General features: G+C 70.7%; 21 protein-coding genes and 1 pseudogene. 12 read left to right on the forward strand and 10 right to left on the reverse strand.

All coding sequences use genetic code 11. The features are described 5' to 3' along the window. From VFZ39_RS12530 to VFZ39_RS12565, 8 genes and pseudogenes are all read left to right on the forward strand, one after another. Window positions 1-432: pseudogene (locus VFZ39_RS12530) on the forward strand (hypothetical protein); the annotation flags it as partial. Continuing rightward, a complete protein-coding gene (locus tag VFZ39_RS12535; protein WP_330866102.1) occupies window positions 429-1,673 on the forward strand; it encodes a hypothetical protein in 1,245 nt (414 codons plus the stop codon). The pseudogene VFZ39_RS12530 and the gene VFZ39_RS12535, both read left to right, overlap by 4 nt. Next, complete coding sequence (locus VFZ39_RS12540; protein WP_330866103.1) at window positions 1,670-2,944, forward strand: hypothetical protein; 1,275 nt, start codon at window positions 1,670-1,672, stop codon at window positions 2,942-2,944. Before VFZ39_RS12535 ends, VFZ39_RS12540 begins: the two co-directional genes overlap by 4 nt. After that, window positions 2,941-4,587, forward strand: a complete 1,647-nt coding sequence (locus VFZ39_RS12545) for an ATP-binding SpoIIE family protein phosphatase (RefSeq protein ID WP_330866104.1) — start codon at window positions 2,941-2,943, stop codon at window positions 4,585-4,587. The genes VFZ39_RS12540 and VFZ39_RS12545 overlap by 4 nt, the downstream gene beginning before the upstream one ends. Next, window positions 4,584-4,946, forward strand: a complete 363-nt coding sequence (locus VFZ39_RS12550; protein ID WP_330866105.1) for an STAS domain-containing protein — start codon at window positions 4,584-4,586, stop codon at window positions 4,944-4,946. Before VFZ39_RS12545 ends, VFZ39_RS12550 begins: the two co-directional genes overlap by 4 nt. Then, window positions 4,943-5,296, forward strand: coding sequence for an STAS domain-containing protein (locus VFZ39_RS12555; RefSeq protein WP_330866106.1), 354 nt, complete (start codon window positions 4,943-4,945; stop codon window positions 5,294-5,296). Before VFZ39_RS12550 ends, VFZ39_RS12555 begins: the two co-directional genes overlap by 4 nt. 13 nt (window positions 5,297-5,309) lie before the next feature. Continuing rightward, window positions 5,310-6,059 (forward strand): hypothetical protein, encoded by a 750-nt coding sequence (locus VFZ39_RS12560; protein WP_330866107.1) that lies wholly within the window; start codon window positions 5,310-5,312, stop codon window positions 6,057-6,059. Next, on the forward strand, window positions 6,056-7,663 hold the full coding sequence (locus VFZ39_RS12565) for an NAD(P)/FAD-dependent oxidoreductase (protein ID WP_330866108.1): 1,608 nt from the start codon (window positions 6,056-6,058) through the stop codon (window positions 7,661-7,663). The genes VFZ39_RS12560 and VFZ39_RS12565 overlap by 4 nt, the downstream gene beginning before the upstream one ends. On the opposite strand, the gene VFZ39_RS12570 is transcribed toward VFZ39_RS12565, so the two are convergent. Genes VFZ39_RS12570 through VFZ39_RS12580 form a run of 3 tightly spaced genes read right to left on the reverse strand, consistent with a single transcriptional unit; the run spans window position 7,644 to window position 11,631 of the window. Beyond that, window positions 7,644-9,080: a carboxyl transferase domain-containing protein gene (locus VFZ39_RS12570; protein ID WP_330866109.1), complete on the reverse strand. Its 1,437-nt coding sequence runs from the start codon at window positions 9,078-9,080 to the stop codon at window positions 7,644-7,646. The genes VFZ39_RS12565 and VFZ39_RS12570 overlap by 20 nt on opposite strands. Beyond that, window positions 9,077-10,261 (reverse strand): CoA transferase, encoded by a 1,185-nt coding sequence (locus VFZ39_RS12575; RefSeq protein ID WP_330866110.1) that lies wholly within the window; start codon window positions 10,259-10,261, stop codon window positions 9,077-9,079. Before VFZ39_RS12575 ends, VFZ39_RS12570 begins: the two co-directional genes overlap by 4 nt. A 5-nt stretch (window positions 10,262-10,266) precedes the next feature. Beyond that, window positions 10,267-11,631 (reverse strand): SLC13 family permease, encoded by a 1,365-nt coding sequence (locus VFZ39_RS12580; protein ID WP_330866111.1) that lies wholly within the window; start codon window positions 11,629-11,631, stop codon window positions 10,267-10,269. Window positions 11,632-11,746: 115 nt separating this feature from the next. On the opposite strand from VFZ39_RS12580, the gene VFZ39_RS12585 reads away from it, so the two are divergent. Together VFZ39_RS12585 and VFZ39_RS12590 are read left to right on the forward strand one after the other, a co-directional pair. Beyond that, window positions 11,747-12,454, forward strand: a complete 708-nt coding sequence (locus VFZ39_RS12585; protein ID WP_330866112.1) for a FadR/GntR family transcriptional regulator — start codon at window positions 11,747-11,749, stop codon at window positions 12,452-12,454. After that, complete coding sequence (locus VFZ39_RS12590; RefSeq protein ID WP_330866113.1) at window positions 12,451-13,215, forward strand: sulfite exporter TauE/SafE family protein; 765 nt, start codon at window positions 12,451-12,453, stop codon at window positions 13,213-13,215. The genes VFZ39_RS12585 and VFZ39_RS12590 overlap by 4 nt, the downstream gene beginning before the upstream one ends. A 33-nt stretch (window positions 13,216-13,248) precedes the next feature. On the opposite strand, the gene VFZ39_RS12595 is transcribed toward VFZ39_RS12590, so the two are convergent. The 4 genes from VFZ39_RS12595 to VFZ39_RS12610 all read right to left on the reverse strand — a co-directional run bounded on the left by VFZ39_RS12595 (window position 13,249) and on the right by VFZ39_RS12610 (window position 16,554). After that, window positions 13,249-13,509, reverse strand: a complete 261-nt coding sequence (locus tag VFZ39_RS12595) for a hypothetical protein (protein WP_330866114.1) — start codon at window positions 13,507-13,509, stop codon at window positions 13,249-13,251. A gap of 94 nt (window positions 13,510-13,603) precedes the next feature. Further along, a complete protein-coding gene (locus tag VFZ39_RS12600) occupies window positions 13,604-14,665 on the reverse strand; it encodes an ABC transporter permease (protein ID WP_330866115.1) in 1,062 nt (353 codons plus the stop codon). Continuing rightward, the gene (locus VFZ39_RS12605; protein WP_330866116.1) at window positions 14,662-15,495 is read right to left on the reverse strand and encodes an ABC transporter ATP-binding protein; all 834 of its coding nucleotides are present in this window, start codon (window positions 15,493-15,495) and stop codon (window positions 14,662-14,664) included. Before VFZ39_RS12605 ends, VFZ39_RS12600 begins: the two co-directional genes overlap by 4 nt. Before the next feature lie 36 nt (window positions 15,496-15,531). Further along, window positions 15,532-16,554, reverse strand: a complete 1,023-nt coding sequence (locus tag VFZ39_RS12610; protein WP_330866117.1) for a pyridoxal-phosphate dependent enzyme — start codon at window positions 16,552-16,554, stop codon at window positions 15,532-15,534. A gap of 173 nt (window positions 16,555-16,727) precedes the next feature. Here VFZ39_RS12610 and VFZ39_RS12615 point away from each other — a divergent pair, with 173 nt between their 5' ends. Beyond that, window positions 16,728-18,233 carry an FAD-dependent monooxygenase gene (locus VFZ39_RS12615; RefSeq protein WP_330866118.1) on the forward strand — a complete coding sequence of 502 codons (1,506 nt, stop codon included), beginning with the start codon at window positions 16,728-16,730 and terminating at the stop codon, window positions 18,231-18,233. 3 nt (window positions 18,234-18,236) lie between these two features. Here the strand turns inward: VFZ39_RS12615 and VFZ39_RS12620 are convergent, their stop codons facing one another. Beyond that, entirely contained in the window at window positions 18,237-23,066 is a 4,830-nt protein-coding gene (locus VFZ39_RS12620; RefSeq protein ID WP_330866119.1) for an NAD-glutamate dehydrogenase, read from the reverse strand. A 100-nt stretch (window positions 23,067-23,166) separates the two neighbouring features. On the opposite strand from VFZ39_RS12620, the gene VFZ39_RS12625 reads away from it, so the two are divergent. Next, entirely contained in the window at window positions 23,167-23,652 is a 486-nt protein-coding gene (locus VFZ39_RS12625) for a DUF2505 domain-containing protein (protein WP_330866120.1), read from the forward strand. A gap of 7 nt (window positions 23,653-23,659) precedes the next feature. Here VFZ39_RS12625 and VFZ39_RS12630 read toward each other — a convergent pair whose 3' ends face one another. Both VFZ39_RS12630 and pruA read right to left on the reverse strand, forming a co-directional pair. After that, on the reverse strand, window positions 23,660-23,842 hold the full coding sequence (locus VFZ39_RS12630) for a hypothetical protein (protein WP_330866121.1): 183 nt from the start codon (window positions 23,840-23,842) through the stop codon (window positions 23,660-23,662). Continuing rightward, the gene (gene pruA, locus VFZ39_RS12635; RefSeq protein WP_330866122.1) at window positions 23,842-25,470 is read right to left on the reverse strand and encodes an L-glutamate gamma-semialdehyde dehydrogenase; all 1,629 of its coding nucleotides are present in this window, start codon (window positions 25,468-25,470) and stop codon (window positions 23,842-23,844) included. Before pruA ends, VFZ39_RS12630 begins: the two co-directional genes overlap by 1 nt. Window positions 25,471-25,579: the final 109 nt, after the last annotated feature.

A 25,579-nucleotide genomic window follows, 5' to 3' on the forward strand; every position in this document is an offset into this window, starting at 1 on the left:
CTGCTGCTGCCGCTGGCGATCGGAGTGGCGATCCTGCGCCACGGACTCTTCGACATCGACCTGGTCATCAACCGGGCCCTCGTCTACGGTTCGCTGACGGCCGCCCTCGCCGGCCTCTACCTGGCCTCCGTGCTCCTCCTCCAGCTGGTGCTGCGGCCCGTCCAGGTCGACTCCGACCTGGCGGTCGCCCTCTCGACGCTCGCGGTCGCTGCGGTGTTCCGACCTGCCCGGAGCCGGATCCAGGCCAGCGTCGATCGCCGCTTCTACCGCCACAAGTACGACGCCGCGCGGGCGCTCGATGCCTTCTCCGGTCGGCTCCGGCACCAGGTGGACCTGGACGCCGTCGGCGCAGAGCTCCTGGCCGCCTGCCGCGAGACCGTGCAGCCGGCCCAGGCCTCGATCTGGCTGCCCGAGGTGAGGGACGCGTCATGAGCCGGCTCACGGATCGGCAGTTGCACCTGCTCGCCTTGGTCGCGTGGTGGTTCTTCGCCTTGGCCATCGTCGTCCGCGGTGTCCTCATCGTCCTCGATCCACCCCCGTTCACGCCCTCCGCAATGGCCGAAGGGGCCGGCTTCACGCTGGTGCTGATCGCGTTCCCGCTCACGGGGGCACTTATCCTCCGGAGGCAGCCCCGGAACATCGTCGGGTGGCTGCTGGCAGCCATTGGCGTGATCTGGGGGATCGCCGTCGGCGGCGACGCCTACGCCCACTACGGTCTCGTGCTCGCGCCCGGCACTCTCCCGCTCGCGGAGGTGGGTGCCGCAGTCGCCGGCGGCATCTGGGCACCGGCCTTGGGCCTGATGGGCACGTTCCTCGTGCTCCTGTTCCCCGACGGGCGGCTGCCGAGCCGCAGGTGGCGACCGCTCGCCTGGATGTCCGGCACGGTCATCGTCGTCCTCACGGCTGCCATCTACCTGTCGACCGGGGAGATCGAAGCCGGGCCCGGGGCGGGGCTCGACAACCCGCTCGCGGTCGCGCCCCTGGCCACGGCCATCGACCGCGCGTTCGACGTGCTCATCCCGCTCTTCGCGCTGTGCATCGCGGGCTGCGCGGCAGGTCTGGTCGTACGATTCCGACGCTCGCACGGCACGGAGCGGCTCCAGCTGAAGTGGCTCGCCACGGCCGCAGCCTTGGTGGGAATCGCCTTCGTGGCCGGGATCTTCTCCCCCCTCACCATGCCGGACGACCAACCCCAGCCGATGTGGCTGAACGCCCTCGATCAGCTGTCGTTCTTCCTCTTCGCCCTGATCCCCGTCGCGATCGGCGTGGCGGTGCTCCGCCACCGGCTCTACGACATCGACCTCGTCATCAACCGGGCCCTCGTCTACGGCGCACTCACTGCGTGCCTGGGCGCGGCCTACTTGATCTCTGTGCTCGTCCTGCGCCTCGCACTCGACCCACTCACCGGCAGCTCCGACGTCGCCGTGGCCGCCTCGACGCTCGGCGTCGCGGCCCTGTTCCGCCCGCTCCGGACGCGCATCCAGTCGAGCGTCGACCGCCGCTTCTACCGAAGCAAGTACGACGCGGCGCAGGCCTTGGACGCGTTCACCGGCCGACTACGCGACGAGGTCGACGTCGACGCCGTGGGCGCCGACCTGCTGGCCGCGGTTCACGAGACCGTGCAGCCCCGCGACGTCTCCCTCTGGCTTCCCGAGCCGAGGCGGGCGCTGTGAGCCGCCTCAGCGATCGCACCCTGCGACGCGCGGCGTGGTCGGTGTGGTGGGCCTTCATCGCGGTGCTGACGTCGACCGGGCTGATGGACCTGTCCCAAGACGCGCGAATCACCGTCCCCGGCGTCGTGGAGGGCGCCATCTTCGCGGTCGTGATCGGCACGTTCCCGCTCTCGGGTCTGCTGGTGGTGCGACGGCAGCCGCGCAACAGCGTGGGGTGGCTGCTGCTCGCGGTCGGCGCCGTGTGGACCGTGGGGGGCATCGGTGACGTCTACTCGACGTACGGCTTGGTGATCGAGCCCGGTTCGCTCCCGCTGGCCGCGGTCGGAGCGACGGTGAGCAACGCGATCTGGGCGCCCGCGCTCGGTGTGATGTCGACGTTCCTGCTGCAGCGCTTCCCCGACGGTCGGCTCGTGCCGGGGCGGTGGTGGCGCGCGTTGAGCCGCCTCAGCGCGGGCGTGATCGTCACCCTCACAGCGCTGCTCCTGGTCTCTCCGGGGGAGCTCGAGGAGGGATCGCTGGCTGGTCAGCAGAACCCGATCGCCATCGAGGCCCTCGAACCCGTCGGGGTCGCGATCCTCGGGGTGCTGCTGCTGTGCTTCACCCTGTGCATCGTGGCCAGCGCGTGGTCGCTGATCGTGCGGTTCCGACGTTCGCGAGGGGTCGAGCGGCAGCAGCTGAAGTGGATGACCACGGCGGCGGCCGTGATGGCACTGGCGTTCTTCACCAACATCCTGCTGTCGGTGCCGTTCGCCCCGGGGACCGAGCCGGAGTGGCTGCAGTTCTTCAACAACCTGGCCTTCGTCACCTGGGCGCTGCTGCCGCTCAGCATCGCGGCCGCCGTGCTCAAGCACGGCCTCTACGACATCGACGTCGTCATCAATCGGGCGCTGGTCTACGGATCGCTGACTGCGTGTCTGGCTGGGGTGTACCTCACGTCGGTCCTCCTGCTGCAGCTCCTGTTGCAGCCGCTCACAGAGCGGTCCGACCTGGCGGTGGCCGCGTCCACGCTGGCCGTCGCGGCGTTGTTCGGTCCGGTCCGACGGCGGATCCAGGTGGCCGTGGACCGCCGGTTCTACCGGCACAAGTACGACGCGACTCGCACCGTGGCCGATTTCAGCGCTCGGCTGCGGCAGCAGATCGACCTGGACGCGATCGGACGCGACCTGGTGCGGATCGCCGACGAAGCAGTCCAGCCGACCGGGGTGAGCCTGTGGCTTCGACCGGCCGTAACGGTTTCCGGACGGCTCGGGCCTAGAAAGGACACACCATGACAGCACTCACCGGCTCCCTCCGCCGACGCCTCTTCGGCCGATCGGCAGACCAGGACCGTGCCGAGGTCCCGGTCGCCGACCTCGCCACCGTCACCGGTGACGACGTGGCGCCGGTGGACATCGCGCCCAACGACCCGCTGCTGGCCTACCTGCAGAGTGCGTCGGGCGCCGTCGACGTCACCGCTCTGGAGCTCGACTCACCGGCACTGGCGGCGCTCAAGGAGACCGGTGTCAGGCTGGCCGTCCCGCTCGTGAGCCAGGGCGAGCTGATCGGGGTGCTCAACCTCGGGCCGCGCCGCTCGGAGCAGGAGTACTCCAGCGACGACCGCAAGCTGCTCGAGAACCTCGCCGCCCAGGCGGCGCCGGCGCTGCGGGTCGGCCAGCTGGTGCGCGAGCAGCAGGCCGAGGCCGCGACGCGGCAGCGGTTCGAGCAGGAGCTCGAGGTCGCCCGGCTGATCCAGCAGAACTTCCTGCCCAAGCAGCTCCCCGACCTCCCCGGCTGGCAGGTCTCGGCGTACTACCGCCCGGCCCGAGAGGTGGGCGGCGACTTCTACGACGTGATCCCGCTGCCTGGCGGCCGCGTCGGGTTCGTGATCGGGGACGTCACCGACAAGGGCGTGCCGGCAGCGCTCGTGATGGCGGCCACCAGGAGCGTGCTCCGCGCCTCTGCACAGCGGCTCGTCGAGCCGGGCGCGGTGCTCGAGCTGGTCAACGAGCACCTGGTCCCGGACATGCCGGAGAAGATGTTCGTCACCTGCCTGTACGGCGTGCTCGAGCCGGAGACCGGTCGGTTCCGGTTCGCCAACGCCGGCCACGACCTGCCGTACGTCAAGACGGGAGGCGGCTCGGCCGAGCTACGCGCACGGGGGATGCCGCTCGGCCTGATGCCCGGCATGACGTACGAGGAGAGCGAGACGGTCCTCGCGCCGGGTGAGTCGCTGCTGCTGCACTCCGACGGCGTCGTCGAGGCGCACAGCCCCGACGGTGCCATGTTCGGCTTCCCGCGGCTCAAGGAGGCGGTTGCGACGTACCCCGGCGGCGGCGAGCTGATCGACCGGGTGCTGGACGACCTGCACGAGCACACCGGGCCGGACGCGGAGCAGGAGGACGACATCACGATGATGACGCTCGCCCGCACGGCGCGGGGGTCGTCTTCCGACGGGGACCCGACCGCGCAGCTGGTCGAGTTCGAGGTGCCGAGCGCCGAGGGCAACGAGCGGCTGGCGCTGGCGCGGGTCAGCGCGATCGTCGGCGACCTCGGGATGGCCCCCGAGCGGCTGCGCCGGCTCGAGACCGCCGTCGGCGAGGCGACGATGAACGCGATGGAGCACGGGAACCGGTATGACCCGGAGCTCCCGGTGGTGGTGCGGGTCCTGACCGGCCACGACCGGGTGACGGTGCAGATCGTCGACCACGGCGGCGGCCTGACCGATCCGACGCCGGTCGAGCCCGACCTCGACGCCAAGCTCAACGGGCTGCAATCGCCCCGTGGCTGGGGGCTCTTCCTGATCAAGAACATGGTCGACGACGCGCGCGAGACCGTCGACGGGCGCGACCACACGCTCGAGCTCGTGATGCACCTCGGCGGGCCGGCAGAGCAAGCAGAGACAGCCAGCACCGAAGACGGGGAGGTCCCACGATGACGTCAGCTGAGCTCACCAGCGCGGTACGCCGACGCGGCGACGTGGTCGTCGTCGACCTGGTCGGTGACATCAACCGGGGCGCGGAGACCGCGCTGGCCACGGCGTGGGACGAGGCCGTGCGCGAGCGGCCCGCCGCCGTCGTCCTCAACTTCACCGAAGCGGGCTACATCAACTCCACGGGCATCGCTCTGGTCGTGGGCGTCCTGGCCCGCGCGCGGGCCGAGGGGATCCCGTTGCGGGCGTACGGACTCACCCAGCACTACCAGGAGATCTTCGAGATCACACGACTGGCGGACTACCTCGCCATCACCACCGATGAGGACAGCGCAATCGGGGGCGCGGAACGGAGCAGGACATGACCGAGGCAACAGCAACGTTCGAGGTGCAACGGCACGGGATCGCGAGCGTGGTGGACATCAAGGGGGACGTCACGGCCGCGTCCGAGGACGTGCTCATGGCGGCGTACCAGGACGCCGGCGACTCTCGGGCGATCGTCTTGAACTTCGCGGGCCTCGACTACATGAACAGTGGGGGGATCGGGCTCCTCGTGACGCTGCTCGTGCGTGCCAACCGGCGCTCACAACAGCTGTTGGCATGCGGGCTGTCGGACCACTACCGGCAGATCTTCGAGCTGACCCGCCTCGACGAGGCGGTCAGCATCCACGACACCGAGGCTGCCGCCCTGAACGCGGTCGGCGCGGACCACTAGCAGGGGGAACATCATGAGCGAGCTGAACGAGGAACGGGCTGCGCGGGACGCGACCAACTGGGCCAAGACGGTGTCGCGGCTCGACGTCACGGACATGCCCGACGAGGCGGTCGACCTGGTGACAGGCAAGCGTCTGGTCGGGCCGATCCAGGGCTTCGGCCAGATGTGGCAGAAGACCTACCAGGTGGAGCTGCCACGCGACCAGGTCGCGCCGCAGGAGCTGATCCTCACCTGGAAGCAGAACTTTCCGGAGTTCTGGCCCGAGGGCAACCGCTTCTACGCACCGTTGACCGGCATCGCTCCCGGAGAGGTGGCGCTCATCAACGCTCGGATGCCCGGGAAGATGACCCTGTCGACCGGCGTGATGGTGCTGTACGCCGACGACGAGTCGTTCACGCTGATGACCCCGCAGGGACACATGTTCGCCGGCTGGATCACCTTCAGCGCGACCGAGCGGGACGACCTGACCGTGGCGCAGGCGCAGGTCCTGATGCGCGCCTCCGACCCGATCTTCGAGCTGGCACTGGGTCTCGGTGGTCACCGGCAGGAGGATCTGTTCTGGAACACCACGCTGGAGCGGCTCGCCCGCCACTTCGGGGTGGAGACCGAGGCCGACACCACCGTGATCTGCGTGGACAAGAAGCGACAGTGGTCCCGCTGGACCAACGTGTTCCAGTCCACGGCGATCTGGTCGACGATCTACACGCTCGGAACGCCGTTCCGGGCGGTCCGGGGCTGGGCGCGCCGGGGGTCCACCGGGTGACCTCACGCCGTACGGACGGGGGAGCCGATGCAGTCGTCGTCGGCGCCGGGGTGAACGGCCTGGTCGCCGCCAACCTCGTCGCCGACGCCGGCTGGTCGGTCGTCGTGCTGGAGCAGCAGCCGACCGCCGGTGGGGCGGTGCGAACCGACAGCGAGGTCGCCGACGACTTCCGGCACGACACGTTCAGCGCTTTCTACCCCTTCGCCGCGGCGTCGCCGGTGATGGCGTCGCTCGACCTCGAGCGGTGGGGCCTGCGCTGGTGCCACGCGCCGGCGGTCCTGGGCAACCCGCTGCCGGACGGATCGTGGGCGCTGCTGACCCGCGATCGCGAGAGCGTGGCCGCGCGGTTCGACCGGGCTCACCCTGGCGACGGAGCCGCCTGGCTGGAGCTGGTCCAGCAGTGGGACGCGGTCGGCCCGGCGCTCATGGGCTCGCTGCTCTCGCCGTTCCCACCGGTCCGGCACGGGGTGCCGCTGTTGGCCCGGCTGGCCCGTGAACCGGGCCTCGCGACGGCCCGTGCCCTGCTGTCGGGTGTGCGCAGCCTGGGCGAGGAGCGGTTCGGAGGGGAGGGACCACGGCTGCTGCTGGCCGGCAACGCCGGCCACGCGGACTTCTCACCGGAAGGTGCCGGGTCCGGGATCTTCGGCCTCATCATGACGATGCTCGGCCAGACCGTCGGCTTCCCGGCGCCGGAGGGCGGCGCCGGAGCGCTCACCGACGCATTGGTCCGCAGGCTGGAGGACCGCGGCGGAGAGGTCCGGCTCGGGGTCGACGTGGCAGAGGTGCAGGTCGAGGCCGGCCGAGCAGTCGCCGTACGCACCGCCGACGGGGAGCGGCTGGCCGCCGGCCGGGCGGTGCTCGCGGACGTCGCCGCACCGCGGCTGTACGGCGGGCTGGTGGCCGACCGGCATCTGCCCGCCCGTACCCGGCACGGCATCGCGCGTTTCGCCTGGGACCCGGCCACGGTGAAGGTCGACTGGGCGCTGTCCGACCCGGTGCCGTGGGATCCCGCCCCGGAGGTCGCACCTGGGTGTGTGCACATCTGCGACTCGGTGGACGAGCTCACGCTCACCTCGGCCCAGGTCGCGGCAGGCAGCCTGCCCGCCCGGCCGTTCCTGCTGACCGGTCAGATGACCACCACCGATCCGACGCGGTCGCCGCCGGGGACCGAGTCCTTCTGGGCCTACACCCACGTCCCGCAGCAGGTGCGCGCCGACGCCGGTGCCGACGACCTCACCGGGGACTGGGACCGGGGTGACGCCGAACGGTTCGCGGACCGGATGCAGGCGCGGCTCGAGCGGTACGCGCCCGGCTTCGGGTCGCGAGTGATCGCCCGTCGCGTACTCTCGCCGCCCGAGCTCGAGCGGCGCAACGCGAATCTCGTGGGCGGCGCGATCAACGGCGGGACCGCCCAGCTGCAGCAGTCTCTCGTCTTCCGGCCGGTGCCGGGCCTCGGCCGCGCCGGCACGCCCATCCGGGGGTTGTTCCTGGCCGGCGCCTCGGCCCACCCCGGTGGCGGGGTGCACGGCGCGCCGGGTGCCAACGCCGCCCGAGCCGCGCTGGCGGCCGACCGGCGAGCCGCTCTCAGGGCGGGCCGCCGGTGAGCCGGCGCAGCTGAGCCCCGATCTCGGCGGCGACGGCCACCGCCATGTCTTCCGCAGGCTCCCCCGCAACCTCAGGCACCACATGCTGGACCGTGCCATCGGCGAGCAGGTCGGCGGCCCGCACACGTTGCCGGCTCGCCATCTCCGCAGCGTGATGGGTGTCCCCGTGGACGATGACACTCGCGCCCTCCGGCGGTAGCGGTGACAGCCAGGCGTTCTCGGTGGCGATCACGATGTGGGCCGGCAGCAGCGACAGCGCTCCCCCGCCGCAGCCCTGGCCGAGGATCACCGAGACCGTCGGCACCGTCAGGGCGGACAGCCGGGCCAGGCAGCGTGCGATCTCGCCCGCGATCGCCCGCTCCTCGGCTCGCGGCGACAGCTCGGCACCCGGGGTGTCGATCACCGCGACGAGGGGTAGCCCGAGCTCCTGCGCCAGCCGCATGCCCCGCCGCGCCTCGCGCAGCGCGCCCGGTCCCATCGCGTGGCTCGGCGTCTGTCGGCTGCGGTCCTGGCCGACGACCACGCAGGGCTGGCCGTCCAACCGGGTGAGCGCGACCAGGAGCGTGGAGTCGCGCTCGCCCTCGTCGGTGCCGCGCAGCTGGAGGGTGCCCGTCGCGCCGTACCTGAGCAGCTCGCGGACTCCGGCCCGCTCCGGTCGCCGGGTCGCCTCGATCGAGTCCCATGCGGACGTCTCCCCCACCTCACGGGTGTCGGTCCGGCGCGGCAACCGACCCGGCTCCGGTGGGTCGACCAGCACGCCGAGCGCCAGGTCGACCAGGAGCGGGAGCTCCTCCGAGGCGACCACGCCGTCGATCACGCCCGTGGCCGCGAGGTTCTCGGCGGTCTGGACGCCGGGCCGGAACGGCCGACCGTGGAGCGCCTCGTAGACCTTCGGGCCGAGGAAGCCGACCAGCGCGCCGGGCTCGGCGACCGTGACGTGACCGAGCGAGCCCCACGACGCGTAGACGCCGCCGGTCGTCGGGTGGCGCAGGTGGACGAGGTAGGGCAGCCCGGCCAGCCGGTGGGCCATCAGGGCACGCGAGATCTCCACCATCCGGACGAAGGCGGGTGTTCCCTCCTGCATCCGGGTCCCCCCGGAGGCGGTGCTCGCGAGCACCGGCAGCCGCTCCCGGGTCGCGCGGTGCACGGCGGAGGTGATGCGGTCGGCCGCAGCCCGACCGATGGAGCCGGCAAGGAACCCGAACTCGTTGGCGAGCACGCACACCGGCCGGCCGCGGACCAGGCCGCGGCCGGTGAGGACCGACTCGTCGGTGCCCGCCTTGGCCGCCGCCGCCTCGAGCTCAGCGCGGTAGCCGGGGTCGTACGACGCGAGGTCAATCGGCTCGTCCCACGACTCGAACGTGCCCGGGTCGAGCACGAGGTCGAGCAACTCGTGCGCGGTCCAGCGCCGGGTCATTCCCCGTGTCCCTCCAGCCACGCGCGCAGGTCGTCCGCGTGCTGGTCGAGCAGCGGGGGTGCGGCATGGTCGCGCCGGGTCACCTCGTTCCCGTCGACGTCGAAGAACCGCAGTGGCGGGCCTGGGAGCGTCAGTGTGCCGAGCTGCGCGTGCTCGACGTCGATCAGCAGTCCCTGGCTCGCGACCTGGTCCCAGGTGTAGACCTCGTCGAGCGTGCGCACCTTGCCGGCGGGGACACCGATCTCGGCGAGCTTGGCCAGCAGTGGCTCGGCGTCGTGGTCGGCGAAGGCGGCCTCGACAGTCTCGATCAGCCGGTCGCGGTGGGACACCCGCTCCGCGTTGGTCGCGAGCCCGTTCGCCTCGGGGTCGATCCCGAACCCGGCGCACAGCCGACGCCAGAGGCCCTCGCTGCCGACCGCGATCTGCACCGCGCCGTCGCGGCAGTGGAAGAGGCCGTACGGAGCGATCGACGGGTGGTGGTTGCCCTGCGCCCGGCCGACCTCGCCGGCGACCGTCCAGCGGGTGCCCTGGAAGGCGTGCACACCGACGACCGAGGCGAGCAGCGACGTCCGCACCACCTGGCCGCGTCCGGTCCGCTCCCGCTCGAGGAGCGCGGCCAGCACGCCGTACGCGCCGTACATGCCCGACAGCAGGTCCGCGATCGGCACACCCACCCGCTGCGGGTCGTCGGGGCCGGTGCCCGTGAGGGACATCAGCCCCGCCTCGCCCTGTGCGATCTGGTCGTAGCCGGCGCGACCGCCCTCGGGACCGTCGTGGCCGAAGCCCGTGATCGACAGCACCACCAGTCGAGGGTTGCGCTCGAGCAACGACTCGATGCCGAGGCCGAGCCGCTCGAGCACGCCGGTGCGGAAGTTCTCGACCAGCACGTCGGCCCGGTCGACCAGCCGCAGCAGCAGGTCGCGGTCGCCGCCGTCGGAGTCGTCCTTGAGGTCGAGCGCGATCGACTCCTTGTTGCGGTTCGTCGAGAGGAAGTACGTCGACTGACGCGGCTCGCCCACGAAGGGCGGACCCCAGCCGCGGGTGTCGTCGCCGTGGCCGGGTGCCTCGACCTTGATCACGCGGGCGCCGAGGTCGCCCAGCATCTGGGTCGCGTGCGGCCCCGCGAGCGCGCGCGACAGGTCGACGACGACGGTGCCGACGAGGGGTTCCCCGTTGCTCATCCGCGTCACCAGCCCGGGAGGACCAGCGCGGCCCAGACGAGGAGCGGTCCGACGAGAGTCACGATCACGGCGTACCCCAGGATCTGCTTGTAGTAGACGGTCTCATCGATCGTGTCCGGGCGGTTCGCGAGCATCAGGGCGCCGTTCGTGGAGAACGGGCTGACGTCGACGATAGTCGAGCTGACCGCCAGCGCCGCGACGAAGAGCCCCGCGGAGAGCCCGCCCTCGCTGATCAGCGGGATCGCGATCGGGATGATCACCGGCAGCAGCGCGGTCGACGACGCGAAGGCTGAGACGATGCCGCCGACGTAGCAGAGGATCAGTGCGCCGATGACGACCGCACCGAGCCCGGCCGCCCACTCGCCGACGAACTCCGGCGACCCCGCGGTCGTGAGGATCGTGGCGTAGGTGGTGACACCCGCGACCAGGAGCACCGTGGGCCAGGCGATCTGCTTGACCGTGTCCTTGTAGGCCTGAGGCGAGGACATCGAGAGCAGCACCGCAGCGGTGATGGACACGAAGCCGATGTTCTTCTCGAACACGAGCGCGACCACCGCGACCGCTGCGAAGGCCAGCAGCGTGAGCACGTGCTCGCGGGTGGAGCCGGCGTGCTCAGGGTCGGTCGAGGGCGGGGTGCCCGTGGTCGGAGATGCACCGGTCGCGGAGCGGCGGTCGGCCAGCTCGGCACTCGCCCCGTGCGCTGCTCCCGTGGTACCGGCACCGGCACCGGCACCGACGAGCTGACCGTCAGCGTCCATCCGCACGCTGAGCAGCTTGCGGCCGCCGAGGGCCACGAAGAGCACCGCTGCCAGCACGGTGTTCACCGCCAGGCTGGAGAAGAAGATGGTCAGCGGCGAGGTCCCGAGGCCGGCGGTCTCCATCACCGAGTTGGTGATCGTGCCGTAGATCGAGATCGGGGAGAAGCCGCCGGCCTGGGCGCCGTGCACGACGAACATGCCCATCAGCAGCGGGCTGATGCCGTAGCGGCCGGCGAACCCGAGCGCGATCGGGCCGATGATCGCGCAGGCCGCGGGGCTCGCGGCGCCGATCGCCGTGATCACGGCGGTGACGGCGAACATCACCCACGGGATGAGGGCGACCCGTCCCCCGACCGCGCCGACCGCCTTGCGCACGATCAGGTCGACCGTGCCGTTCTGTCTGGCGATGGCGAACAGGTAGGTGACGCCGATCAGGGTGAGGACGAGGTCGGCGCTGATGCCGGCGAGGATCTCCTTCTCGTCCAGGTCGAGGGAGTACATCCCGACGAGCCACGCGGCGACGTAGGCCAGCGCGCCCATGTTGATCGGCATCACGGTGCCCACGACGAACAGGGCGATGAGTGCGAGGATGGCGACCCATTCCGGTCCCATAGTTGTCCTTCCGGTGGGGGGTGACCCCAGCCTGTCGGCTCTCGTGACCCGAGTCACGATGGATCAGTGGCCTAGCCAATAGGACAATCGGTCACCGTGTCAATAGGCTGTCCTCATGGAGGACTTCCCGCAGCGGGTCAGTCGGGCCCGGCTCTACGAGCAGGTCGCTGCCCAGATCACGGAGTGGATCGCCCGGCAGGGCCTGCGCCCCGGCGACCGGCTGCCACCCGAACGAGAGCTGGCCACCCGGCTCGGCGTCAGTCGCGCGACCCTCAGCCAGGCGCTGGTCGCGCTGGAGGTCGTCGGGGTGGTCACGGTCCGGCACGGCGACGGCACGATCGTGACCGAGGAGGCGGCCCGGCGGGCGGGCGCACAGTCGATCTCGGATGCGATCCGCGCGCACCGCGATCGGATCCCCGAGGTGATCGAGGCCAGGGACGCGTTGGAGACCAAGCTGGCGGCACTGGCCGCGGAGCGTCGTACGGACGACGACCTGGCGTCGATCGATGAGGCGCTCGCCTTCATGGCCGCTGATGTGGAGGCCGGCGGTCGGGGGGTCGAGGGTGACGAGCGCTTCCACGCCGCCGTGACCGCTGCCGGCCACTCGCCCCTGCTCGCCGCGATGATGCGGACCATCTCGGAGCTGATCGCGGAGACCCGGCTCGAGTCGCTCTCACAACCCGGCCGACCGGGCCAGTCCCTCGACGGGCACCGGCAGATCGCCGATGCGATCCGCGACGGCGACCCGGCGGCGGCCGCCGCCGCGATGCACGCCCACATGTCGCTGGTCAGCGACGTGGCGCTGCTCCACGAGCGCCCGTGACCGGCTCCGAGCAGCTGTTCATCCTCGCGGCCGGGCTGGTCGCGGGTGTCCTCACGTCGACGGTCGGCGTGGCCTCCTTGGTGAGCTTCCCGGCCCTGCTCGCGGTCGGACTGCCGCCGGTGGTCGCCAATGCCTCCAACACCGTCGGCATGACGCCGGCCGGGCTCAGCGGGTCGTTCGGCTACCGGCGCGAGCTCCGCGCCCACCCGGTGGTGACGGTCGCGGTCATCCTCACGTGCGCCGCAGGCTCCGTGCTCGGCGCGGTGCTGCTGCTGGCACTACCGCCGAGCGTCTTCGAGGGGATCGTGCCCTGGCTGATCCTGTTCACCTGCCTCCTGGTCGGCGCCCAGCCCCGCGTCTCGCGCTGGCTGCGCGCCCGGAAGGCGGGCGAGGAGCCGGAGCCGCGGATCCGGATGTCGCCGGTGACCGCGTTCTTCGCGACCCTCACGGGCGTGTACGGCGGCTACTTCGGTGCCGGGTCGGGCGTGATGATGGTGGCGGTGCTCGGTTTCGGCACCGACCTCCCGCTCCGGATCGTCAACGCGCTGAAGACGCTGGCGGTCATGGCCGCGAACGTCGTCGCCAGCGTCATCTTCCTGGTCGTCGCCGACCTCGACTGGGGCGCGATCGGCCTGCTCGCGTCCGGCTCCATCGTCGGCGGCTACGTCGGCGCCCACATCGGCCGGCGCCTGCCGGAGGGGCTGCTACGGGCTCTGATCGTGGCCGCCGGCATCACCGCTGCGGTGCTCCTGCTCCGCTGATCGCGGCTCGGCCTCCGAGGGGCGGGCGGCCCGTCAGGCGCGGTTCTTCAGGCGACGGTAGAGGTCGATCTCGGTCCGGAGCCTGCGCGGGACCGGCGCCCCGAGCCGGATGACGGCCGCCGCATACCTCTCCAGCGCCATCAGCAGCTCATGGTGCAGCTCGTGCTTGTTCCAGCCGCCAGCAGCTGTGTCGCGAGCGGCGCGCAGGTGCGCCCGGGCGACCTCGACGTCCCGCAGGCACGCAACGGCGCGCTCACGCTCGACGTAGCCAGCAAAACGCCTTATTTCCGGCACGTGGTCTCCGACCCTGCTCGCACCACTGACGCACACTGCGGAAGGTGACGGGCACTGTCGAATCTACCCCTCCCCTGGGGAGGGCCACCGTTGGTCACTGGGTCTCCCAACGGAAAAGCCGAGCCGACAGCAGGGTGAGGACCAGCGCGAAGCCGGCCAGCAACGCCATCGGCACGAACATCGCCGATGGCCCCTCACCCCGGACGAGCAGGTCGAGCATCCCCTCGTTGAGCCAGTGCAGCGGCAACAGGTTCGCGAAGGTCTGCAACCAGTCCGGGGCGGCATCGAGCGGGAAGAACGACCCGCCCAGGAACGCCATGGGCAGCACCAGGAAGTTGGCCATGTTGACCGCGCCCTCGACGGTCTTGGTGACCGAGCCCGCGAACAGGCCGACAGCCATGAAGCACAGCGTCCCCATCACCAGCAGCGGGATCGCCGCCCACCACGAGCCGGTCAACCGCAGTCCGAACGCGGCCGCGCCGAGTCCCAGGAAGATCGCCATCTGCACCAGTGCGACCCCGACCGTGACCGCGATCCGAGCACCGACCACCGTCCGGGTCGAGACCGGCGCGAGCTGCAGCCGCCGCAGCAGCTTGCTCTGCCGCCAGCCCTGGAGGGTGGCGGCGGCGCCGAACGCCGCACTCATCGCGATCGCCCAGCCCAACAGCCCGGGTGTCACGAACTGGATCGTGGTGAGACTGTCGTCCTCGACCCGCTCGGTGCGCAACGAGTACGTCGGCGGCTGCCCGGTCGCGGCGACGTTCGCGCCGTCCACGAAGGCCCGCAGTGCGCCCTGCACGATCGCCGCCTTGACCTGGTCGGTCTGGGTGAAGTGGGCCACCAGCTCGCCGTCGCGCTCCACGACCGCGACGTCCGCGTCTCCGTCGCGCACCTCGGCGATCGCCGCCTCGAGGTCCTGCCGGTGCTCGACCTCGAACGTGTCGTCGAACGCCTCGCGCGCGGGTCGCGGCAGCTCGTCGAAGAGCGCGACGTCGCCGACCTGGATCAGGTCCACTTTCGACTGGCTCTGGTCACCGAACAGGCCACCGAACAGCACGAGGAACATCAGCGGGAAGATGATCGCGAAGAACACCGAGGCCTTGTCGCGCAGGAAACCGCGCAGGATCGCCACCGAGAGCGATCGGAAGGCCCTCATGCGCGGTACTCCCGCCCCGTGAGGCTGAGGAAGACGTCCTCGAGGGTGCCGGTCCTCACTGCGATGCCGTCGAGCTTCTGCTCCTCGGCGAGCCGGGCCAGGACCGGTGCCGGCTCACGGGTCTCGATCGTCTCGCCGTCCGCGGTGGTGATCCGGGTCGGCGCGGCCAGTCCCTTGACCAGCTGACGGGGCGTGTCGAGCTCGAGGATCCGGCCGTGGTCCATGATCGCCACCCGGTCGCACAGCACCTCCGCCTCGTCCATGTAGTGCGTCGTCAGCACCACCGTCCGGCCGCTGTCGTTGATACCGGAGAGCAGGTCCCAGAGGTTGCGACGTGCCTGTGGGTCAAGGGACGCGGTCGGCTCGTCGAGGAACACCAGCTCCGGCTCGTGCACGAGCGCGCACGCGATCGAGAGTCGCTGCGACTGGCCGCCCGAGAGCTTCTCGACCCGGGTGTCGGCCTTGTCGACCATGCCCACGCGCTCGAGCCACTCGTCGCCGTGGCTGGTGGGCACGCCGTACAGCGAGGCGAACGTGTGGATCTGCTCCCGCGCCGTCAGCCGCTCGAAGAACGACGACGCCTGCAGCTGCACACCGATCCGAGGCAACAGCCTCGCGCTGCGTGGCCAGGGCGACTGACCCAGCACCTTGATGGTTCCCGCATCCGGCTTACGGAGGCCCTCGATCATCTCCAGGGTGGTGGTCTTGCCGGCTCCGTTCGGTCCGATGATCCCGAAGAACTCACCCTCGGCGACCTCGAAGCTCACCCCGTCGACTGCTCTGAGCTCCCCGTAAGCCATCGCGAGGTCGACGACCTCGATGGCTCCCATGCGGGCGACCCTAGCGAGACGTCGGCGGCGCGCGGCTCAGCGGGGGCTGGCCTCCGTGTTGAGCAGGACGACGACGGCGTCGTCGTCGAGATCCAGGGCCGCTCGTCGCTCCGGCCGGGTCATCACTGCCCGTACGCCGGCCAGCGTGGCTGCCCCGCTCGGGCCGGAGGAGACGCCGAGCCGGTCGAGGTCGGCGACCGCTCGGAGCGCGTCGGCGTCCGTCACGGCGACCGCCGCGTCGCAGCCGGCGCGCAGGACCGGCCACGCGGTGCTGGAGACGGTCCCGCAGTTCAACCCCGCCATCACCGTGTCCGCGGTCGGCACCGTGACGAGCCGGTCTGCGCTCAGGCTCGCAAGGAGGCACGCGGCGGTGTCGGGCTCGACCGACAGCACGCTGGGTCGCGGGACCTCGGGCTGCCGGTAGTGCCGCACGACCGCCTCCGCCAGCGATCCCACGCCGACCGGGACTGCCACCAGCCTCGGCGGATCGCCGAGCTGGTCGTCGATCTCCGCCAACAGGGTCTCGTAGCCCTCCGCGATCCAGGCCGGCACCTGCTCGTAGCCCTCCCAGGCGGTGTCCTGGACCAGGGCTCGATCGGGTCGCTCGTCGGCGAACACCGCGGCGCGACGTACCGCCGTGTCGTAGTCACCGTCCACGTGCACCACCTCGGCGCCCTCGCCCTCGATCCGGGCGGCGGTCTCGGGACGCATCACCTGCGGCACGAACACGGTCGCCGGGACTCCGAAATGCGCGGCCATCCGCGCGACTGCACGACCGTGGTTCCCGTCGGTCGCGGTGACCAGCATGGAGCCCGGACGCTGGTCCAGCACCCGACTGCACGCCCAGGAGGCGCCGAGCACCTTGAACGCGGGCAGACCCAGCCGGGACGACTCGTCCTTCACCATCACGCGGCACCCCAGCTCACGGGTGAGCTCGGGGATGGGAACCAGCGGCGTGGGCGCATAGTCGGGCAGCGAACGGTGGAAGGCCCGGGCGGCGCCGGCCACCGGTTGGCAGGTCCACTCCCGAGCAGCCGGCGAGAAGTGCCACGACGTCATGTCGTCATGCTGGCGAGCACGGCCTCGTCAGGTCCAGCACCAGGCCTTCGAGAAGGGAGCGGCCCCGTCCGCTCCTCACAGCTCCAAGGTAACCCGCCGTGGGGGGCTTGCTGCAAGACCCCCTTGCTGCCGCAGAATCGCCGACTCGAAGGCAGAACGACGGAGGATGGACTGTGACCGAGCATGCCGTAGTGATCGTCGGTGGAGGCCCGACGGGGTTGATGCTGGCCGGGGAGCTGGCGCTGGCCGGGGTCGACGTCGCCGTCGTCGAGCGACGTACCGACCAGGACCTGCCCGGTTCGCGCGCCGGCGGCTTGCACTCCCGCACGATCGAGGTCTTCGACCAACGCGGTATCGCCGACCGGTTCCTCGCGGAGGGGCAGGTCGCACAGGTCGCCGGCTTCGCTCGGGTGTCGTTCGACATCAGCGACTTCCCCACCCGCCATCCCTACGGGCTCGGGCTGTGGCAGAACCACATCGAGCGGATCCTGGCCGGTTGGGTCGACGAGCTTCCCGTGACCTTCTACCGCGGACGGGAGGCGACCGGAATCGCGCAGGACGACACCGGGATCGACGTCGGGCTGGTCGGCGACCAGTCGCTGCGCGCGACGTATCTCGTCGGGTGCGACGGAGGGCGAAGCCTCGTCCGCAAGCAGGCCGGTATCGAGTTTCCCGGCTGGGACGCGACGACCAGCGCACTGATCGCCGAGGCCGAGATGGCGGAGGAGCCGGAGCTGGGCATGCGACAGGACGCCGTCGGCCAGCACGGCATCGGGCGGGCCGAGTACGAGATCCGCGACGGCGAGCTGGTCTTCGCCGACCACGGGCCGGTACGGGTCATGGTGACCGAGCAGCAGGTCGGGGCGACGACCGAACCCACCCTGGACGACGTGAGAGAGGCGCTCGTCGGCGTGTACGGGGCCGACTTCGGGATCCACAGCCCCACCTGGATCTCCCGGTTCACCGACACGACGCGTCAGGCCGCGACGTACCGGGAGTCACGGGTGCTGCTGGCCGGCGACGCCGCACACGTGCACTCCCCCGTGGGTGGACAGGGGCTCAACACCGGCGTACAGGACGCGGTGAACCTGGGCTGGAAGCTGGCGCAGGTGGTCAAAGGGGTCTCGCCGGACAGCCTGCTCGACACCTATCACGACGAACGTCACCCCGTCGCTGCCCGCGTGCTGCGCAACACCATGGCGCAGGTCGCGCTCACCCGCCCCGGTGACGCCCGCCTCGATGCGGTGCGCGACACCGTCGCCGACCTGCTGACGATGGACGAGCCGCGCAGGCGGTACGCCGCGATGATGTCCGGGCTGGACATCCACTACGAGCTCGGCGAGGGCCACCCGCTGCACGGTCGTCGCATGCCCGATCTCGACGTGGTCACCGAGGACGGGCCGCGTCGGGTCTTCACCCTGCTGCACCAGGCTCGGCCGGTCCTGCTGAACCTCGACGTACCCGGTGGGCTCGACATCGCGCCGTGGGCGGATCGGGTGCAGCTGGTCGATGCCGAGTTCGGTGGCGCCTGGGAGCTTCCGGTGCTCGGCAACGTCGCAGCGCCGACGGCCGTGCTGATCCGGCCCGACGGCCACGTCGTGTGGGTGGGTGAGGGTACCGACGCCGGGCTGGCGGACGCACTCACCCGCTGGTTCGGCCCACCCGGACAGCGACGGTGAGGCCTACCCCAGCAGGGTGCGCACGACTCGCAGGCCGACCGACATCCGCGCCAGGTCCGCCGACTCGTCGCGGCAGATCTCCTCCAGCGTTGCGGTGGCGCGACTGACGGCGACCTGGTCGGTCTCCTCCCAGCTCGCGATCCGCGCCGCGGCCGGCTCGCCGGGCGAGGTCTTGTCGAGCACCTGGGCGGTGAGCTGGGTGTGCACGCCGTAGAGGTCGTCGCGCAGCGCGGCGCGCGCCATCGTCTGCCACCGGTCGTCGCGCGGCAAGGCGAAGATCCGGCGCACCAGCATCGGCAGCCCGAGCCGCTCGGCGAGCGCGAAGTGGACGCGGGTGACGTCCGCCGGGTCGAGACCGGCGCGCAACGCGTTGTCGACGACGCCCAACAGGCTGTACGCCGGGTCGAGGACGGCCACCCGGGTGGCGAGGTCATCGGGGACGTTCTTCTGCATGAGTGCGTCGCGGCGGGCCACGAGGTCCTCGCGCTCACGTCCGGTCATCAGCTCGGGCAGCTGCGCCATCAGCGCCTGCACCGGGCCGCGGAAGTGGTCGACGGTGGCCTGGCTGTCGAGCGGCGGGCGGCGGTTGGTGACCAGCCACCGCGAGGCTCGCTCGACCAGCGTGCGCATCTGGATCCGCATCCGGGTCTGCACTTGCGCGTCGAGCTTGTTGTCCCAGGTCATGAGCTCACGTCGTAGCTCCAGTGAGCCGAAGATCTCGCGCGCGACGAAGTTGGCGCGGGTCAGCTCGGCGGCGCTCGCCCCGGTCTCGCCGGACAACCGCGGCACGAACGTCATGCCCGCGCCGTTCACGAGGTCGTTCACCACCTGGGTCACGATGATCTGGCGCCGCAGCGGGTGCTCGCGCAGCTGCTGGGTGAAGTTCTCCTGCATCGGCTGCGGGAAGTAGGCCCGCAGGTCCACGTCGAGGTACGGGTCGTCGGGGAGGTCCGAGGCGAGCAGCTCGTCGGCCAGCACGATCTTGGTCCACGACATCAGGACGCAGAGCTCCGGCACACTCAGCTCTCCGCCCTGCTCCAGACGCCGTCGTACCTGCCGCGAGGTGGGCAGGGCTTCGAGCTCGCGGTTGAGCACGCCCATCCGCTCCAGCTTCTTCATCCAGTCCTCGTGGACGTGGAGCAGCGACGGCGCGTGCGCGACCGCATTGGCCAGCGCGAGGTTCTGCTCGTAGTTGTCACGCAGCACCAGCTCGGCGACCTCGTCGGTCATCTCCGCCAGCAGCGCGTTGCGCCGCTCCTCGGTGAGGTGGCCGTCACGCACGATCCGGTCGAGCAGGATCTTGATGTTCACCTCGTGATCGGAGGTGTCGACACCGGCGGAGTTGTCGATGAAGTCGGTGTTGATCCGGCCGCCGTTCTGGGCGTACTCGATCCGCCCGAGCTGGGTGAAGCCGAGATTGCCGCCCTCACCCACGCACTTGGCCCGCAGGTCGCGGCCGTTGACGCGGATCACGTCGTTGGCCTTGTCACCGGCGTCGGCGTGGGTCTCGTCGGACGACTTCACGTACGTGCCGATGCCGCCGTTCCACAGCAGGTCGACCGGTGCCTGGAGGATGGCCTTCATCAGCTCTGCCGGTGTCATCGCGGTGACGTCGTCGTCGATCCCGAGTGCCGCGCGCGTCTGCGCGTTCAGCGGGATCGATTTCATCGCACGCGAGAACACCCCGCCGCCCTCGGAGATCAGGTCCTTGTCGTAGTCCTGCCAGCTGGAGCGCGGCAGCTCGAAGAGCCGCTTCCGCTCGGCGTACGAGGTCGCCGCGTCCGGGTTCGGGTCGACGAAGATGTCGCGGTGGTCGAACGCCGCGACCAGCCGCGTGTGCTCCGAGCACAACAGCCCGTTGCCGAAAACGTCGCCCGACATGTCGCCGATGCCGACTGCCGTGAAGTCCTCTGTCTGGCAGTCGATCCCGCGCTCCCGGAAGTGCCGCTGCACCGACACCCACGCGCCCCGGGCGGTGATGCCCATCGCCTTGTGGTCGTAGCCGACCGAGCCGCCGGAGGCGAACGCGTCACCCAGCCAGAAGCCGTAGTCCTTGGCCACGCCGTTCGCGATGTCGGAGAACGTCGCGGTGCCTTTGTCGGCCGCGACGACGAGGTAGCTGTCGTCGCCGTCGTGCCGGACCACGTCACGAGGCGGGACGTTCTCGCCCTCGACCAGGTTGTCGGTGATGTCCAGCAGACCCGAGATGAACGTCGTGTAGCAGGCGATTCCCTCCGCCAGCCAGGCATCGCGATCGCTTGAGTCGGGCAGCTGCTTGCAGAAGAAGCCGCCCTTCGCCCCCACCGGCACGATCACGGTGTTCTTGACCATCTGTGCCTTCACCAGCCCGAGCACCTCGGTGCGGAAGTCGTCGCGACGGTCGGACCAGCGCAGGCCCCCTCGTGCGACCGCGCCGTACCGCAGGTGCACGCCCTCGACCCGCGGCGAGTACACGAAGATCTCGAACGACGGCCGCGGCTCGGGGAGGTCGGGGATGGCCGACGGCTCCAGCTTGAACGAGATGTAGGTGCGCAGACCGCCGTCGGCGTCGCGCTGGAAGTAGTTGGTGCGCAGCGTGGCCCTGATGTGCGTCCGGTACGAGCGGAGGATCCGGTCGTGGTCGAGGCTGACCACGTCGTCCAGCGCGCGGGCCAGCCGCTCCTCGAGATCCTCCATCTTCGCCACCCGGGCCTCCGCGTCGGCGGCGAGGTGCTCGCGACCGGGCGAGAACCGCGCCTCGAACAGCTGCACCAGGAGGCGGGTGATGTCGACGTTGCCGACCAGCGCGCCCTCGATGTAGTCCTGCGCGAAGGGGCTGTTGCCCTGCCGCATGTACTTGGCGTACGCGCGCAGCACCGTGGCTTGCCGCCAGGTCAGACCGGCGCCGAGCACCAGCCGGTTGAAGCCGTCGATCTCGTTGTAGCCGTCCCAGACCGCCCGTAGGGCCTCCTGGAACCGGTCGGGCGAGTCGTGCACGGCGGGACGGTCGTAGCGCAGCCCGAACTCGTAGATGTACGCCGGGCGGTCGAGCCCGGTCAGCGCGTAGGGGCGCTCGTCGACGACCTCGACGCCCATGGAGGACAACATCGGCAGCACGTGCGAGAGCGACAGCGGCGCCCCGGTGCGGAACACCTTGAGCCGGCCCTCGCCACGATCCGCGCCGTCACGGTTGTACAGCCGCAGGTCGATCCCCTCGTCACCGAGCGAGTCGAGGATCCCGAGGTCCGCGGCTCCGATGGCCGGGGCGAAGTCCTCCTTGTAGGCCTCGGGGAACGACTCGGCGTACGTCCGCGCCAACCGTGCGCCCTCGTCGGGGCCGTACTCGGCCATCGCCGCCGCTGCGAAGTCGTCACGCCAGGAGCGGGACGCCTCGGCGAGCAGCCGCTCGATCTCGACGGTGTCGACCTCCCGGATCCGCTCGCCCTGCGGCGGGTGCACCACGAAGTGGACGTTGGCGGTGGCCGACTCCCCCATCCGCACGGAGAACTCGATCGACTCCCCGCCGAGCTGCTCCTGGAGGATCCGCGAGAAGCGCTCGCGGACGGCGGTGTTGTACCGGTCTCGCGGCAGGTAGACCAGCGCGCTGACGTAGCGGCCGTAGGTGTCCTTGCGGATGAAGATCTTGACCTGCCGTCGCTCCCTGGCGTGCATCACCGCAACGGCAGTGGGAGCGAGCTCCTCGAGCGGGGTGTGGAACAGCTCGTCGCGTGGGAAGTTCTCCAGGGTGTCCATCAACGCCTTGCCGGCGTGGCTCCGGGGGTCGAACCCGGCGCGCTTGAGGACCTCACGCGCCTTCTCGCGCAGCATCGGGATCCGCATCACCGACTCGGTGTACGCCGCGCTGGAGAACAGCCCGAGGAAGCGCCGCTCCCCCGTCACCTCACCGGACTGGTCGAACGTCTTGATGCCGACGTAGTCGAGGTACGCCGGCCGGTGGACGGTCGCCCGGGAGTTCGCCTTCGCCAGCACAAGGAGGGTCTTCTCGCGAGCCTTCGCCTTGACAGCCGCGGGCAGCTTCCCGAACGACGAGGACATGTCCTGGTCGAAGCGCAGGATGCCGAGCCCCGAACCCGGCAGCGCCCGCAGCACGTCGTCCTCTCCCTCGGTCTCGAGCCGGTACTCGCGGTAGCCGAGGAACGTGAAGTGGTCGTCGGCCAACCAGCGGAGCAGGTCCTGACCTTGCGCCACCTCCCCGTTCGGCAGTGGCGGCCGCTGCTGGTCGAGCTCGTCGACGATGGCGAGTGCCATCGCGTGCATCTTGGGCCAGTCCTCGACAGCGTCCCGGACGTCCGAGAGCACCCGCTGGAGGGCCTCCGCCAGCCGGACCGCATCCTCCTCGTCACGCACCCGCGTGATCTCGATCTGCATCCAGGACTCCCGGATGGCGCCCTCGGGGGGCGCGACCGAGCCGTCGTCGACCCCGTCGACGCTCTTCAGCTCGCCGGTGATGTCGCGCACCACGTCCATCTGCGGGTGGATCACCACCCGGACGTCACGGTTCTGGTTCGCGAGCTCCATGGTCAACGAGTCGACGAGGAACGGCATGTCGTCGGTGACGACCTGCACCGTGCTGTAGCCCGCGGCCGACCAGCCCTCGTCCTCGCCGGGCGTGACCACCCGGACCCGGGCGGTTCCCTGCGGCCGGTTGCGGGCGAGCTCGAGGTGGGACGCGAGCGCGCCGTACAAGTCGTGTGGCCCGCGCTCGCAGACGTCCTCGGCCGCGACGTTGCGGTAGTAGGTACGGATCAGTGACGCGGCGCCGACGGGGCCATCCTGCTGCTCCGCTGCTTGCTCCAACCGGGCGGACTTCTCATCGTCGAGCGTGATGGCCACGAGACTGACCCTAGGACTCCCGGGCCTGCCCCTTCAACGTGGGTGCGGCGAACGCCATCTGGCCGACGAGACTCCTCGTCCTGCTGCCATGATGTGCCGCATGTCCAAGCAGATCCGGCACGAGCTGAGCTACGACGCGCCGCTGCCGGAGGTCGCCGCGATGTTGCGCGACCCGGCGTTCCGGCAGCAGGTGTGCGACTACCAGCGCGTGCTGCGCTCCTCGGTCACGATCGAGCCCGACGGTGACGGGATGCGAGCTCGGGTCGACCGGGTGCAAGCCGCCCGCGGCATCCCGTCGTTCGCCGCCAAGTTCGTCGGCGACGAGATCGAGATCGTCCAGGAGGAGCGCTGGTCCGGTCAGGACCGCGGCGTGATCGAGCTGACCATCCCGGGCAAGCCCGGTGACATGCGCGGCACCGTCTCGCTGGCGGAGGCCGGCGGCACCACGACCGAGACCGTCGACCTCACGGTCAAGGTGTCGATCCCGCTGGTCGGCGGAAAGCTGGAGGGCCTGATCGCCGACCTGATCGTGAAGGCGCTCGAGGCGGAGAACGCGGTCGGCCGCGAGTGGCTGGCCGGCCGCTGACGCGAGGTCAGAGAGCGGCGTCGTCCTCGACCGGGTCGCTGACCGAGTCCTGCCGGTGCCGGCGCCAGACCACCAGCCCCAGTAGCACGAACGGCGCGATCGCCACGACGTAGGTCAGCACCTTCTCCTGCGCGTGCAGCGGCCCGAGGTGGTGGAGCACCAGCACCGCGAGCACCCACACGGCCACCATCAGCCCATGTACGGGTAGCGGTAGTCGGTCGGCGGGTCGAACGTCTCCTTGATCGACCGGGCGCTGGTCCAGCGCTGCAGGTTCTGCAGGGCGCCCGCCTTGTCGTTGGTGCCGGACGCCCGGGCACCGCCGAACGGCTGCTGACCCACGACCGCCCCCGTGGGCTTGTCGTTGATGTAGAAGTTGCCGGCGGCGAACCGCAGCTCCTCACGGGTCCAGGCGATGGCCTGCCGGTCCTGCGCGATGACGGCACCGGTGAGCGCGTACGGCGCGAACGACTCCATCTGCCGGACCACGCTCTCGAAGCGGGCGTCGTCGTACACGTGGACTGCCAGGATCGGGCCGAAGTACTCGTCACGGAACATCTGGTCGGTCGGGTCGGTCGACTGCACGATCGTCGGTCGCACGAAGTAGCCGACCGAGTCGTTCAGCTGGCCGCCGGCGATCGTCGTGAGGTGCCGGTTGGCGCGCACCCGGCCGAGCGCGCGCTTGTGCTTGGCGAACGCGCGGTCGTCGATCACCGCCCCCATGAAGTTGTGGAAGTCGGTGACGTCACCCACGGCGATCGACTCCGTCTCGGCCACCAGCTGGTCCCGGACCTTCGCCCAGACCGACTTCGCGACGTAGGCGCGCGAGGCCGCGGAGCACTTCTGGCCCTGGAACTCGAACGCGCCACGGATCATCGCTGTGCGGAGCACGTCAGGGTCGGCGCTCGGGTGGGCGACGATGAAGTCCTTGCCGCCGGTCTCGCCCACGATCCGCGGGTAGGAGCGGTAGCCGGAGATGTTCTCGCCGACGGTCCGCCAGAGGTGCTGGAACGTCGGCGTCGAACCGGTGAAGTGGATGCCGGCGAGGTCGGGATGGGCGAGCGTCACCTTCGAGACGTCGAGGCCGTCGCCCGGGAGCATGTTGATCACGCCCGGCGGCATGCCCGCCTCCTCGAGCAGCTCCATGGTGAGAGAGGCGGCCAGCTGCTGCGTCGGGGAAGGCTTCCAGATCACGGTGTTGCCCATGAGCGCGGGTGCGGTCGGCAGGTTGCCGGCGATGGCCGTGAAGTTGAACGGGGTGATCGCGTAGACGAACCCCTCCAGCGGTCGGTGGTCCGTGCGGTTCCACACGCCGCGGCTGTTCGCGATCGGCTGCTCGGCGATCAGCTGCTTGGCGTAGTGGACGTTGAACCGCCAGAAGTCGATCAGCTCGCAGGCGGCGTCGATCTCGGCCTGGAACGCGGTCTTGGACTGACCGAGCATGGTGGCGGCGTTGACCCGTTGCCGCCAGGGCCCGGCCAGCAGGTCGGCCGCCTTCAGCAGGATCGCGCACCGCTCGTCGAACGGCATCGCCCGCCACATCGGCGCGGCCGCGAGTGCGGCCTTCACCGCCGCCTCGGCGTCCTTGGTCGTCGAGTTCTTGAACGTCGCCAGCACGTGCTGGTGGTCGTGAGGCTGGACGACCTTCATCTCGGCACCACCACCGCTGCGACGCCGACCGTTGATGACGGCTCGGAGCGTGGGCTGGCGGCGCTCCTGGCGGTCGAGCTCGGCGACGAGTGCATCCCGCTCGGGCGTGCCGGGTGCGTAGGTCAGGTTCGGCTCGTTCACCGGAGCCGGCGGGGTGGTGATGGCGTCCATGGGCCGACCCTAGCCGGGCACGACGAAGGAGTGCACGGCGTGGGGAGGCCGGTTGAGCAAGCCCGCGGCCGAGCCTGCGAGGCCGCGACGGCGCGTCGAAACCAGGACC

The organism is Nocardioides sp. (assembly GCF_036374615.1).
Classification (GTDB): domain Bacteria; phylum Actinomycetota; class Actinomycetes; order Propionibacteriales; family Nocardioidaceae; genus Nocardioides.

Excerpts from the sequence above, each read along its gene's own strand:
- VFZ39_RS12535 (WP_330866102.1), top strand. The coding sequence starts at position 429 with ATGAGCCGGCTCACGGATCGGCAGTTGCACCTGCTCGCCTTGGTCGCG.
- VFZ39_RS12545 (WP_330866104.1), top strand. The coding sequence starts at position 2,941 with ATGACAGCACTCACCGGCTCCCTCCGCCGACGCCTCTTCGGCCGATCG.
- VFZ39_RS12550 (WP_330866105.1), top strand. The coding sequence starts at position 4,584 with ATGACGTCAGCTGAGCTCACCAGCGCGGTACGCCGACGCGGCGACGTG.
- VFZ39_RS12555 (WP_330866106.1), top strand. The coding sequence starts at position 4,943 with ATGACCGAGGCAACAGCAACGTTCGAGGTGCAACGGCACGGGATCGCG.
- VFZ39_RS12560 (WP_330866107.1), top strand. The coding sequence starts at position 5,310 with ATGAGCGAGCTGAACGAGGAACGGGCTGCGCGGGACGCGACCAACTGG.
- VFZ39_RS12570 (WP_330866109.1), bottom strand. The coding sequence starts at position 9,080 with ATGACCCGGCGCTGGACCGCGCACGAGTTGCTCGACCTCGTGCTCGAC.
- VFZ39_RS12575 (WP_330866110.1), bottom strand. The coding sequence starts at position 10,261 with ATGAGCAACGGGGAACCCCTCGTCGGCACCGTCGTCGTCGACCTGTCG.
- VFZ39_RS12580 (WP_330866111.1), bottom strand. The coding sequence starts at position 11,631 with ATGGGACCGGAATGGGTCGCCATCCTCGCACTCATCGCCCTGTTCGTC.
- VFZ39_RS12585 (WP_330866112.1), top strand. The coding sequence starts at position 11,747 with ATGGAGGACTTCCCGCAGCGGGTCAGTCGGGCCCGGCTCTACGAGCAG.
- VFZ39_RS12600 (WP_330866115.1), bottom strand. The coding sequence starts at position 14,665 with ATGAGGGCCTTCCGATCGCTCTCGGTGGCGATCCTGCGCGGTTTCCTG.
- VFZ39_RS12605 (WP_330866116.1), bottom strand. The coding sequence starts at position 15,495 with ATGGGAGCCATCGAGGTCGTCGACCTCGCGATGGCTTACGGGGAGCTC.
- VFZ39_RS12610 (WP_330866117.1), bottom strand. The coding sequence starts at position 16,554 with ATGACGTCGTGGCACTTCTCGCCGGCTGCTCGGGAGTGGACCTGCCAA.
- VFZ39_RS12625 (WP_330866120.1), top strand. The coding sequence starts at position 23,167 with ATGTCCAAGCAGATCCGGCACGAGCTGAGCTACGACGCGCCGCTGCCG.
- VFZ39_RS12630 (WP_330866121.1), bottom strand. The coding sequence starts at position 23,842 with ATGGTGGCCGTGTGGGTGCTCGCGGTGCTGGTGCTCCACCACCTCGGG.
- pruA (WP_330866122.1), bottom strand. The coding sequence starts at position 25,470 with ATGGACGCCATCACCACCCCGCCGGCTCCGGTGAACGAGCCGAACCTG.